This window comes from Kineococcus rubinsiae, assembly GCF_011839805.1.
GTDB lineage: Bacteria > Actinomycetota > Actinomycetes > Actinomycetales > Kineococcaceae > Kineococcus > Kineococcus rubinsiae.
Window position 1 is genome coordinate 380,536 of sequence record NZ_VWPY01000001.1, and the last position, 11,492, is coordinate 392,027.

An 11,492-nucleotide genomic window follows, 5' to 3' on the forward strand; every position below is an offset into this window, starting at 1 on the left:
CGTGGCCAGCGCCCGCTCCGGCGCCCTGCCCCCGGCGACCGACGACCCGGCACCCGCGACCGCCCCCCGGCGCAGCCGCCCGCGGTGGGTCTCCCAGGCGCTCCTGACGGTCGTGGCGCTGCTCTTCCTCTCGCCGCTGATCTGGATGGTCCTCACGGCGCTCAAGGCCGGTGGCGAGGTGTTCTCGACGCCACCGCGCCCCTTCGGCGACGCGCTGCTGTTCGGCAACTTCTCCGACGCCCTCGACTACCTGCCCTTCGGCCGCTTCCTGCTCAACACGATGGTGGTGGCCACGCTCGGCACCCTCATCACCCTGACGACCTCGGCGCTGTCGGCGTACGCCTTCTCCCGGCTGCGCTTCCGCTTCCGCGACGGGATCTTCTTCCTCTACCTGGGCACGCTCATGGTCCCCCAGGAGGTCGTGGTCGTCCCGATGTTCCTCATCATGCAGAAGCTCGGCTGGGTGAACACGTTCCAGGCGCTCATCCTGCCGTGGGCGTTCACGGCCTTCGGGACCTTCCTGCTGCGGCAGTTCTTCCTCACCGTGCCCATGGAGCTGGAGGAGGCGGCCAAGATCGACGGCTGCGGCCACTGGCGGATCCTGCGCAGCGTCATCGCGCCGGTCACGGCGCCGGCCTTCGCCGTCCTCGCGGTCTTCACCTTCATCAACTACTGGAACAGCTTCCTCTGGCCGCTGATCGTCACCAACGACGTCTCGACGACCACCGTCCCCCTCGGCCTGAACCTCTTCCTCGGGCAGAACGGGCAGGAGTGGCAGCTGCTCATGGCGGCCGCCACCATCTCGATGGCCCCGACGATCCTGCTGGTCCTGGCCCTGCAGAAGTACCTGGTCCGCGGGATCGCGCTGTCGGGGCTGGGAGGCCGCTGATGCCGGCGGCCACTGGACAGGTGGCCGCAGCACCGGCCGTCTCAGCTGCCGCGCGCCCGCGGCACCGCGGACGGGGCACGGTGACCTCCTCGGCCATCGACCAGCTCAAGGCCATGATCCTCGACGGTCGGCTGCACCCCGGGGACCGGCTGCCCCCGGAGGCCGACCTCGCCGCCGACCTCGGGCTGAGCCGGACGTCGCTGCGCGAGGCGGTGCGGGCCCTGTGCTTCCTGCGGGTGCTGCAGACCCGGCAGGGCGACGGCACCTACGTCTCCAGCCTCGGCCCGGCGATGCTGCTGGACGCCCTCAGCCTCGTGGTCGACCTGCAGCGCGACGACACCCTGCTCGACGTCGTCGCCGTGCGGCGGGTGCTGGAGCCGGAGGCGACCGCGCTGGCCGCGGCGCGACGCAGCCCGGCGCTGCTGCACGACCTGCGGGCCAGCTGCGACCGCAGCGTCCGCTGCACCACCGTGGCCCAGCTCGTGGACGAGGACCTGCACTTCCACCGCCGGCTGGCCGACGCGTCCGGGAACCCCGTGCTGGCCTCGCTGCTGGACGGGCTGTCTGCCCCGACCGTGCGCCTGCGCGTGTGGCGCGGCCTCAGCGACGGCCACAACCTGGACCGCACCCTCGTGGAGCACCGCACGATCCTCGAGGCCGTGGAGGCGGGCGACCCGGAGCGGGCCCGCGCCGCCGCCGTCCTGCACGTCGCGGGCGTCGAGTCGTGGCTCGCCTCGGCGGCCGGGACGGCGGAAGCCTCGTGATCAGAGGCCAGACGTCTGCTCCGTCCGGTTCCGCACGCCAGGACGGTCCGCGGTCAGGACGCGGCGGTCGCCCCCGCGGCCACGTCCGGGACCAGGCTGACCTCGGCGGCCTCCTCCTCCTCGGCCGCCCCGGCGACGCGGCGCACCCAGGCCTCGGTCGTGCCGACGTGGACGAGGGCGGCCGCGGCGGCCATCGCGGTGTCGTGCGCGGCGATCGCGTCGTAGATGGCGGCGTGCTCCGCGACGGTCTGCTGGTCCGCGTCGGTGTCGACGAGACCCCGCCAGACCCGGGTGCGCACCGTCGGGCTGGAGATGCCGATGAGGATCGCCGCCAGGGTCGGGTTGCCGGCCGCGTGCGCGACGCTCGCGTGGAAGTCGTTGTCGTGCGTGACGAGCTCCTGGTAGTCCGTCGCCGAGCGCATCAGGGTCAGGTGGTGGTGGATCTCCGCCAGCTGCTCGGCGCTCGCCCGGGCGGCCGCCAGCGCCGTGACCTGCGGCTCGATGACCCGGCGCGTCTCGACGAGCTGCAGGACCGCGTCCTCCTGCATGAGTTCCACGGCGACGCCGATGCCCTCGAGCAGGAGTTCCGGCGTGAGGCTCGTGACGAACGTGCCGTCGCCGCGGCGGACGTCGAGCACGCGCGCCGAGACGAGCGCGCGGACGGCTTCGCGGGTGCTGCTGCGCGAGACCCCGAGCTGCTGGCTGAGGTCGCCCTCCGACGGCAGCCGCTCCCCCGGTCGCAGCGCCCCGGAGGCGATGAGCTGCCGGATGTTCTCGATCGCCGCGTCGATCAGCGGTGCCGCCACGTCGCCTCCCCGGCTCGTCCTGGTGCGGAACCCGGCCTGCCGGCGCGGCACCGCGGCACCGCCCCGGAGGAGTCCCCGGGCCCCGGCACCTCCGCCATCGTAGGCAGCGGAGGGGGGCCGCCGATAGACAGCAGATGTCTGCCCCGTTAGCGTGAGGTGCGCTGCGGCGACCCGACCGCGGGCGCCCGCCGCACCGTCCGCGCCCACCGTCGTGCGCCACCCCGGTCCCCCAGGAGTCACCCCATGCACGCACCAGGCACACGGATCACCGCGCTGGAGGTCCGTGACGTCCGCTTCCCGACGTCCGAGCACCTCGACGGTTCCGACGCCATGAACCCCGAACCCGACTACTCGGCGGCCTACGTCGTCCTGCGCACCGACGCGGGCGACGGCCACGAGGGCCACGCCCTCGCGTTCACCACCGGCCGCGGCAACGACGTGCAGGCCGCGGCGATCGCCTCGCTGGCCGGCTTCGTCGTCGGCCTCGACCTCGCGGACGTGTGCGGCGACCTGGGCGGGTTCTCGCGCCGGCTGGTGCACGACCCGCAGCTGCGCTGGCTCGGGCCCGAGAAGGGCGCCATGCACATGGCGATCGGGGCCGTCGTGAACGCGGCGTGGGACCTGGCCGCCAAGCGGGCCGGCAAGCCGGTCTGGCAGTTCCTGTCCGACCTCACGCCCGAGGAGCTCGTCGCGGTCGTCGATTTCCGCTGGCTGAGCGACGCCCTCACCCCCGAGGAGGCCCTGGAGATCCTGCGCCGGGCGGAACCGGGGCGGGCCGAGCGCGCGGAGCTGCTGCGCCGCAAGGGCTACCCGGCCTACACGACGAGCCCGGGTTGGCTCGGCTACTCCGACGAGAAGCTGCAGCGCCTGGCCCGCGAGGCCGTCGCGGAGGGGTTCACCCAGATCAAGCTCAAGGTCGGCGCCGACGTCGAGGACGACGTCCGCCGCCTGCGGCTGGCCCGCGAGGCGGTCGGGCCGGACATCCGCATCGCCGTGGACGCGAACCAGCGCTGGGACGTGGCCCCGGCCGTCGCGTGGATGAAGCGGCTCGCGCCCTACGACCCGTACTGGATCGAGGAGCCCACGTCGCCGGACGACATCCTCGGCCACGCCGCGATCCGCCGCGAGATCGCCCCGGTCAAGGTGGCCACGGGCGAGCACGTCGCCAACCGCGTCGTGTTCAAGCAGCTCCTGCAGGCGCAGGCCGTCGACGTCGTGCAGATCGACTCGGCCCGGGTCGCGGGGATCAACGAGAACATCGCGATCCTGCTGCTGGCCGCCAAGTTCGGCGTCCCCGTGTGCCCGCACGCCGGGGGCGTGGGCCTCTGCGAGATGGTCCAGCACCTGTCGATGTTCGACTTCGTGGCCGTCTCGGGGACGACGGAGGACCGCGTCGTCGAGTTCGTCGACCACCTGCACGAGCACTTCCTCGAACCCGTGCGCATCAAGGACGGCCACTACCTGGCGCCGACCAGCCCCGGGCTGAGCGCGCAGATGCACGAGAAGTCGCTCGACGAGTACTCCTACCCCGACGGGCCGGTCTGGTCGGCGCGTGGCGCCTGACGCGGGGGCGGGGCCCCTCGCCCCCGGGGTGGTGGTGGACGCCCACCACCACCTCTGGGACCTCGCCGTCCGCGACCAGGGGTGGCTCGCCGAACCCGGCCTGGAGGTGCTGCGGCGGTCGTTCTCGACCGCCGACCTGCGCGTGGACGCCGCAGGCGGGGTGCTGGGCCGTCCCGTGGGCGGCACGGTCGTCGTGCAGTGCCTGCCCTCGACGGGGGAGACGGAGGAGCTGCTGGCCACCGCGGCCGGCGACGACCTCGTCCTCGGGGTCGTCGGCTGGGCCGACCTCACCGCCCCGGGCGTGGGCGACGAGCTCGACCGCCTGGCCGCCCTGCCGGGCGGCGACCTGCTCGTCGGCGTCCGGCACCTGGTGCAGGGCGAGGCCGACCCCCGCTGGCTGCTGCGCGACGACGTGCGCCGCGGCCTCGACGAGGTCGCGGCGCGCGGCCTGCGCTACGACGTCCTCGTCCGCCCCCACCAGCTGGCCGCCGCCGCGGAGCTCGCCCGCCTCGCTCCGCACGTCCCGCTGGTGCTCGACCACGCCGGCAAGCCCGCGCTGCGCGAGACCTCCCTGGGCGGCTGGGAGCGCGACCTGCGCGCCCTGGCGGCCTCGGAGCAGGTGCACTGCAAGCTGTCCGGCCTGGTCAGCGAGGCCGATCCGCAGCACTGGGACGACGAGGTGCTGCGCCCGGCCGCCGAGGTGGTCCTCGACGCCTTCGGCCCCGCGCGCGTGGCGTTCGGCTCCGACTGGCCCGTCTGCGTCGCCGCGGGCGGCTGGGCGCGCTGGGCCGCGGCGGCCGGCCGGCTGCTCGCGGGCCTTTCCCCCGGCGAGCTCGACGACGTGCTCCGCGCCACCGCGGTGCGCACCTACGGGCTGCGCGCCCGCACCCCCACCACCCCCACGACCGCGGAGGTCCCGTGCTCCTGACCGAACTCCTGCACCCGGGTCTGCTGTCCGCGCTGGCCGGCGCCGGCCACGGCGGGCGGATCCTCCTGGCGGACGGGCACTACCCCGCGAGCACGGCCGTCGGCCCGCACGCCGAGGTGGTGCACCTGAACCTGGCGCCCGGGCTGCTGGACGTCTCGACCGTGCTGGACGTCCTGCTGCGCGCCGTGCCCGTGGAGGCCGCGACCGTCATGGTCCCCCCGGTGGGCGACCCGGAGCCCGAGGCGCTCGGGGCGCACCGGCGCGCGCTCGGCGCCGTGCCGCTGGAGGAGGTGGACCGCTTCGCCTTCTACGACCAGGCGCGGGCCGGTGACCTGGCCGTCGCCGTGGTCACGGCCGACGTCCGGCAGTACGCGAACCTGCTGCTCACCATCGGCGTCCGCCGGCTCGGCTGAGCGGCCCCGCCGGGGCGGGGGCCGGCTCGGTACGGTGGGTGGGCTCCCCGCCGCCGCGCCGGGGAACGCCGAGGAGGTCGAGGGAACCCGTGTCCGGGAACGCTGCCCCACCCGTGGACCCCTCCTCCGGGCTGCTCTCGGAGCAGGTGCACCGCCGGCTGCGCGCCTCGATCGTCGCCGGGGAGCTCGCCCCGGGCGAGCGGCTGGTCGAGTCCGAGATCGCCCGCCGCCTCGGCGTGAGCCAGGCCCCGGTGCGCGAGGCGATCCGCCAGCTGCACCACGAGGGCCTCGTGAACTCCGTCGCGCGCCGGGGCAGCACGGTCGCGGAGGTCTCCGCCGAGGACGCCCGCGCGGCGCGGCGCGTGCGGGTGGCGCTGGAGGAGCTGGCCGCGCGGGAGGCCGTCGAGGCGTTCGACCCGGCGGCCCGGGACCGCCTGGCGGCCGTCGTCGCCGAGATGGACCGGGCCGCCCGCCGCGACGACCCGGTCGCCGTGCGCGAGGCGGACCTCGCCTTCCACCGCGCGGTCGTGGAGCTCGGCGGGAACCCGTTCCTGCTGCGCGCGTGGTCGCAGCTGGAGTCGAGCCTGTACGTCCTGCAGGTGCTGGGCGACCCGTTCAGCGTCGGGCGCCTGGTCGAGGCGGTGGGCTGGCACGAGGACCTGGTGGCCGTCCTCGCCGCCGGGGACGCCGACGCAGCGGCGGCCGCGTTCGGCCGCCACGCCGAGGGGCGCGTGGGCTCCGCGGGCGCCTGATCCACCGCCTGATCCACCGCCTGGTCCGCCGCTCGACCCACCGCTCACCGGTCCTCCCGGTCGCGTTCACCGGGAGGACCCCGGATCGTGGCCGGGCGCTCGCCCACCGTTGTCCCGCTGGGCCGACGGCGCTGCCAGCCTGTGCCGCAGCAGGGCCCGCGCCCGCCCCGCCGGGGCCGCGCCGGGCCAGCGGACCAGCGAGAGGTAGACACGTGAGCAACGAACGACGCCCTGACGAGGGCCGCGACGAGACCCGCGACGCGACCAAGGGGCGGGGCTTCTCCCGCCGCGGCGTCCTGGGCACGGGCCTCGGCGGCCTGGCCACCGCCGTCGTCTGGGGTTCCGGGCTGCGGTCCGCGTCCGCCGCGCCGACGGTCACCGCCCCGGCCGTCAGCGTCCTGAACCACCGCGACCCCCACGCCTTCACCGGCCGCCGGATCGTCAACGCCGCCGCGACGGCGACCACGACCACCGCGGTGCGGATCCTCCCCATCGCCCGCGCGAAGTTCCAGGCCGGCGCGAAGTTCGACCTGCGCATCGAGGCCACGGGCGTCGACCCCGAGACCACGCGGATCCTGCTGCGCGTCGCGGGCAAGCACGGCCCGGTGCCGCTGCTGAGCCCGGCGCCCCTGCGCACCAGCACCACCCCCACCAGCGTCGAGGTCACCTACCCCGGGCTCGCCTACCCCGAGGCCGGGACGTTCACCATCTCCGCCGAGGTGAGCTCCGCCCGCGGGACGGCCAAGGCCTCGGTGGCGCACGAGGTCGTCGTCGCGAAGGCCAAGGGCAAGAAGGCCCGCAACGTCATCTTCTTCCTGGGCGACGGCATGGGCCAGGCCGCCATCACGGGCGCGCGGATCCTGTCCAAGGGCATCACCGAGGGCAAGTACGACGGGCTCCTCGAGATGGACCGCATGGACCACCGCGCGATCGTCACGACCTCCGGGTCCGACTCGATCGCCACCGACTCGGCGAACTCGATGTCCGCCTACATGACGGGCCACAAGTCCGCCGTCAACGCGCTCGGCGTCTACGCGGGCAACGACCCCGACCCGGCGAAGCACCCGCACGTCGAGACGATGGCGGAGATCCTCAAGCGCGCCGCCGGCATGGCGATCGGCATCGTCACCACCGCGGAGATCCAGGACGCGACCCCCGCGGGCGTCTTCGCCCACACCCGGCTGCGCTCCTCCTACGTCGACATCATGGACCAGGCGCTGCGGCCCGAGCAGCAGGCCGACGTGATCCTCGGCGGTGGCCGCGCCACCCTGCTGCCGAAGTCGGTCAAGGGTTCCAAGCGCAAGGACGAGCGCGACCTGGTGCAGGAGTTCAAGGCGCAGGGGTTCTCCTACGCGGGCACCCGCACCGAGCTCGAGGCCGTGCTGGCGAAGGGGACCCCCGAGAAGCTGCTGGGGTCGTTCCACACCGGCAACCTCAACGTGTACCTGGACCGCCAGGTGACCCCGAACCCCGAGGTCCTGGGCGACTTCCCCGACCAGCCGGGTCTGGTGGAGATGACGAAGGCGGCGCTGAAGGTCCTCGAGGCCAAGGACGAGCCGTTCTTCCTCATGGTCGAGGGCGCCTCGATCGACAAGTCCGAGCACCCGCTCGACGGGCCCCGCGCCCTGTACGACACCATCGAGTTCGACCAGGCCGTGGGCGCGGCCAAGGCGTGGGCGGCGAAGCGCGGCGACACCCTGATCGTCGTCACCGCCGACCACAACCACGCCATGAGCATCGCCGGCACGCACGACCGCCGGAAGACCGACGACCCGGCCCGCGAGGCCAACGGGGTCTACGCCGACGCCGGGTTCCCGACCTACGTCGACAGCAACGGCGACGGGTTCCCCGACGACCCGAACCCCGACGTGCAGCTGTTCTTCGGCTGGTCCAACCACCCCGACCACGCCGACGACTTCGTGCACAACACCGTGCTGGCGCAGCCCGCCCTCGCGGACGCCACCACCGGCCTCGCCGTGGTGAACCCGAAGCGCGACCCGGGTTCCGTCGTCCAGATCGGCAACCTGCCGCTGGACGAGACCAACTGCGTGCACACCGTCGAGGACGTCGCGCTCGTGGCCTCGGGCCCGGGGTCCGCCGGCTTCGGCGGCGTGCTGGACAACACGCAGGTGTTCCACGCGATCATGGACGCGATCCAGCTGCGCGTCCCGCAGTTCCGCGCGGCGGGCGTCGCGCAGATGGACCTGACGGCGCTCGAGGGCACCGCGGCCGCACCGGCCGCCGCCCCCGCCTCCGCCTGACGGGTCCCGCCTGAGGGACCCCGCCTGAGGGATCCCGACCGGGACGTGCCCGGGAGCGCCGCCGCGCTCCCGGGCACGTCCACGTCAGGACGGCACCCTCGAGGGCTCAGGAGTGGGGCCCCGCTCGCCGATGGGACCGGGGTGAACGCTGTCATGACGCCCCTGGACGCCCCCGCGACGCACCGCCTGGTCACGCGCAGCGACTTCGACGGCCTGGTCTGCGCCGTCCTGCTGCGCCAGCTCGGCCTGATCGACGAGATCTCCTTCGTGCACCCCAAGGACGTCCAGGACGGGACGGTCGAGATCACCGACCGCGACATCCTCACGAACCTGCCGTACGCGCCGCAGGCCCACCTGGTCTTCGACCACCACCACTCCGAGACGCTCCGCACCGGTGGGACGGCCGCGAACCACGTCATCATCGGCGACGCCCCGTCGGCCGCCCGCGTCGTCTTCGACCACTACGGCGGCGCCGCGGCCTTCCCGAAGGTGTCCGACGAGCTCATGCGCGCGGTGGACCAGGCGGACTCCGCGGCCTACGACGTCTCCGAGGTCCTGGAGCCGACCGGCTGGACGCTGCTGAACTTCCTCATGGACAGCCGCACGGGCCTCGGCCGGTTCCGCGACTTCCGCATCTCGAACTACCAGCTGATGATGCAGCTCATCGAGGCGTGCGCCGAGCACCAGGACGTCGAGGAGATCCTCGCCCTGCCCGACGTCGCCGAGCGCGTCGAGCTGTACCGCGCCCAGGCCGAGCTGTTCCGCGCCCAGCTGCAGCGCGTCACCACGGTGCACGGCGACGTCGTCGTCCTCGACCTGCGCGAGGAGGAGGTCATCCACGCCGGCAACCGGTTCCTCGTCTACGCGCTCTACCCCGAGGCCCGCGTGTCGGTGCACGTGCTGTGGGGCAAGGCGAAGCAGAACACCGTGCTGGCCATCGGCAAGTCCATCGTCGACCGCACCTCCCCCGTCGACGTGGGCGCGGTGTGCCTGGGCTACGGCGGCGGCGGGCACCTGGCCGCCGGGACCTGCCAGGTCCCGCACCTGCAGGCCGAGGAGACGCTCACGGCGGTCGTCGAGGCGCTGCGCACCCCGCGCTGAGCGGGGTCCCCTGCGCCCGGACGGAGGAAACCCGCTGGCGTGACGGGCCGCCGGCCGGTCATGCTCGGGACCGCTCCCGCCAGCGGCGCACCGGCGTCGCCGGCCGCGTCCCGCGCATCGGCGGGAGCGACGCCTCACCGGCACAGCGCTGCGGACGCTGGGGTTCGACTCCCTCTCCGACGGCCGCCGCCACCCGCGCACACCGGGACGGACCAGCGGGCCACCACGCACCAGCGGTGGTCCCCGTCCGCCCGGTGGGGTGGTGGCGGTCGTCTCCGCTGCCGCCCGGGGCGTTCCGCAGCGCACGAGGAGGGTGACCCCTGATGGCTTCCGCCACCGTGTCCGAGGGCACGCGGCTCGTGGTCGGCGTCGACGGCTCCGTCGTCGCCGTCCTGGCCGCCGGCCGGCACCGGCTGCCCGGACGCCGGCACCGGCGCACCACCACGACGGTCGACGTGCGCGAGCAGGTCCTGCTCCTCGCGGGGCAGGAGGCCGCGGCCGCCGACGTCCCGGGCGTCCGGTTCTCCGTCGTCGTCCGCTCGCGCGTCACCGACCCCGTCGCGCACCTGCAGGTGTCGACGGCCCCGGGCGACGAGCTGCGCCTCGCCGCCCAGCTCGCGGCCCGCGACTGGATCGCGGCCCGGCCCCTCGCCGACGTGCTCGCGCAGCGCGCCGACGCGACCGCGGCCCTGACCCCGGTGGTCGCGGCCGCCGCGCTGCGCCTGGGCACCGAGGTGCTCGAGGTGTCGCTGCGCGACCTCGGCGTCCCCGGCGAGGTCCGCCGGGCCCTGCTGGAGACGGCGGTCGCCCGGCTCGAGAGCGCGGCCCGCCTCGAGCGGGCGCGCGGCGAGACGGCGGCGCTGCGGGCCCTCGCCAACGGCACCCGGGCCTTGGCGGAGAACCCGGCGCTGCTGCAGCTGCGCACGGTCCAGACCGCCGTCGAGCACGGCGGTCAGGTCGTCCTGCACGTCGGCGGCCCGGCCGCCTGAGCGTCTGCGCGGCAGCCGGTCAGGAGGACGGTCGCGGGTCGTGCGGTCCGGCGCGGCGGGGGACGAAGCGCAGCAGCCCCGCCGCGCCGGCCACCGCCAGCAGCGCCACCCCGCCCGACGCCGCGGCGAGCGAGGCGGCCGCGGCGAGCGCCCCCACGAGCAGCGGACCCGCCGCGACCCCGGCGTCGGTCACGAGCCGCCACGCGCCGAGGAACACCGCCCGCCCGCCCGGCGGGGACGCGTCCGCGCCGAGGGTCATGACGAGGCCCGCGCCCATGCCGTTGCCGAAGCCCATGAGGACGCCCACCGCGAGGACGGCGCCGAGGGACTGGGCCAGCGGCAGCACGGCGTGCGCGGCCGCGAGCACCAGCAGCGACGGCACCGCGACGGCCCGGCGCCCGAAGCGGTCCATGACCGAGCCGGCCGGGTAGAAGAGCAGCATGTCCACGGCGCCCGACACCCCGGCGACGAGGCTGGTGGCGGTCGCGTCCAGGCCCAGGTGCTCGCACCACAGCGGCAGCACGGTCTGGCGCGACTGCCGGACCGCCTGCACCGTCAGGGCCGCCACCCCCAGGGTCAGCAGGACCCGCCGGTGCTCGCGCACCACGGTGCGCAGCGTGGGGGCCGGGCCGGGGACGACGTCGTGGTCCACGGCGGCCGGTTCGGGCAGGGCGAGCAGCGCCCCGGCCGCGAGCGCCACGGCGACGACGGCCACCGCGTAGGCGCCGCGGGTCCCGCCCAGGTGGCTGCCGGCGGCCCCCGCGAAGGGGCCCGCGAACGCACCGATGCGCCCGACCCCGCCGAGGGTGGAGAGGGCGCGGGCCCGCAGGTGCGGCGGGGCGGCCGCGGTCAGGTAGGACTGCCGGGCGAGCGCCCACACGGCCGAGCCGAGGCCCACGACCACCACGGCGCACGCCAGCAGGAGCACGGACGGGGCCAGCCCGGCCGCGGCCAGGGCGACCGCGCTCGTGGCGCCCGCGGCGAGCATCGCGCGGCGCTCGCCGACCCGGGCGACCAGCGCGCCCG

At 75.2% G+C, this 11,492-nt stretch carries 11 protein-coding genes; 9 read left to right on the plus strand and 2 right to left on the minus strand.

All coding sequences use genetic code 11. The annotated features are described in order from the left end of the window. The first annotated feature begins 1 nt into the window (after position 1). Entirely contained in the window at positions 2-889 is an 888-nt protein-coding gene (locus tag F1544_RS01815; protein ID WP_208971054.1) for a carbohydrate ABC transporter permease, read from the plus strand. A 113-nt stretch (positions 890-1,002) separates the two neighbouring features. After that, entirely contained in the window at positions 1,003-1,653 is a 651-nt protein-coding gene (locus tag F1544_RS01820) for a FadR/GntR family transcriptional regulator (protein ID WP_244307716.1), read from the plus strand. A 53-nt stretch (positions 1,654-1,706) separates the two neighbouring features. Here the strand turns inward: F1544_RS01820 and F1544_RS01825 are convergent, their stop codons facing one another. After that, a complete protein-coding gene (locus tag F1544_RS01825) occupies positions 1,707-2,459 on the minus strand; it encodes a FadR/GntR family transcriptional regulator (protein WP_208971055.1) in 753 nt (250 codons plus the stop codon). Positions 2,460-2,702: 243 nt separating this feature from the next. Here F1544_RS01825 and F1544_RS01830 point away from each other — a divergent pair, with 243 nt between their 5' ends. The 7 genes from F1544_RS01830 (at position 2,703) to F1544_RS01860 (ending at position 10,466) form a co-directional block, all read left to right on the plus strand. After that, positions 2,703-4,022: an L-fuconate dehydratase gene (locus F1544_RS01830; protein WP_167581280.1), complete on the plus strand. Its 1,320-nt coding sequence runs from the start codon at positions 2,703-2,705 to the stop codon at positions 4,020-4,022. Further along, a complete protein-coding gene (locus F1544_RS01835) occupies positions 4,012-4,950 on the plus strand; it encodes an amidohydrolase family protein (RefSeq protein ID WP_208971056.1) in 939 nt (312 codons plus the stop codon). Before F1544_RS01830 ends, F1544_RS01835 begins: the two co-directional genes overlap by 11 nt. Beyond that, positions 4,941-5,363 (plus strand): RbsD/FucU family protein, encoded by a 423-nt coding sequence (locus F1544_RS01840; protein ID WP_167581282.1) that lies wholly within the window; start codon positions 4,941-4,943, stop codon positions 5,361-5,363. The genes F1544_RS01835 and F1544_RS01840 overlap by 10 nt, the downstream gene beginning before the upstream one ends. Before the next feature lie 89 nt (positions 5,364-5,452). Next, entirely contained in the window at positions 5,453-6,115 is a 663-nt protein-coding gene (locus F1544_RS01845) for a GntR family transcriptional regulator (RefSeq protein WP_208971057.1), read from the plus strand. Positions 6,116-6,327: 212 nt separating this feature from the next. Further along, entirely contained in the window at positions 6,328-8,376 is a 2,049-nt protein-coding gene (locus tag F1544_RS01850; RefSeq protein WP_167581284.1) for an alkaline phosphatase, read from the plus strand. A gap of 153 nt (positions 8,377-8,529) precedes the next feature. Continuing rightward, a complete protein-coding gene (locus F1544_RS01855) occupies positions 8,530-9,477 on the plus strand; it encodes a DHH family phosphoesterase (protein ID WP_167581434.1) in 948 nt (315 codons plus the stop codon). A gap of 323 nt (positions 9,478-9,800) precedes the next feature. Next, positions 9,801-10,466 carry an SPFH domain-containing protein gene (locus tag F1544_RS01860; protein WP_167581286.1) on the plus strand — a complete coding sequence of 222 codons (666 nt, stop codon included), beginning with the start codon at positions 9,801-9,803 and terminating at the stop codon, positions 10,464-10,466. A 19-nt stretch (positions 10,467-10,485) separates the two neighbouring features. On the opposite strand, the gene F1544_RS01865 is transcribed toward F1544_RS01860, so the two are convergent. Continuing rightward, on the minus strand, positions 10,486-11,492 hold a 1,007-nt coding region (locus F1544_RS01865), incomplete at its 5' end, for an MFS transporter (protein WP_167581288.1).

Coding starts and splice junctions, on each gene's coding strand:
- F1544_RS01860 (WP_167581286.1), top strand. CDS start 9,801: ATGGCTTCCGCCACCGTGTCCGAGGGCACGCGGCTCGTGGTCGGCGTC.
- F1544_RS01820 (WP_244307716.1), top strand. CDS start 1,003: ATGATCCTCGACGGTCGGCTGCACCCCGGGGACCGGCTGCCCCCGGAG.
- F1544_RS01855 (WP_167581434.1), top strand. CDS start 8,530: ATGACGCCCCTGGACGCCCCCGCGACGCACCGCCTGGTCACGCGCAGC.
- F1544_RS01830 (WP_167581280.1), top strand. CDS start 2,703: ATGCACGCACCAGGCACACGGATCACCGCGCTGGAGGTCCGTGACGTC.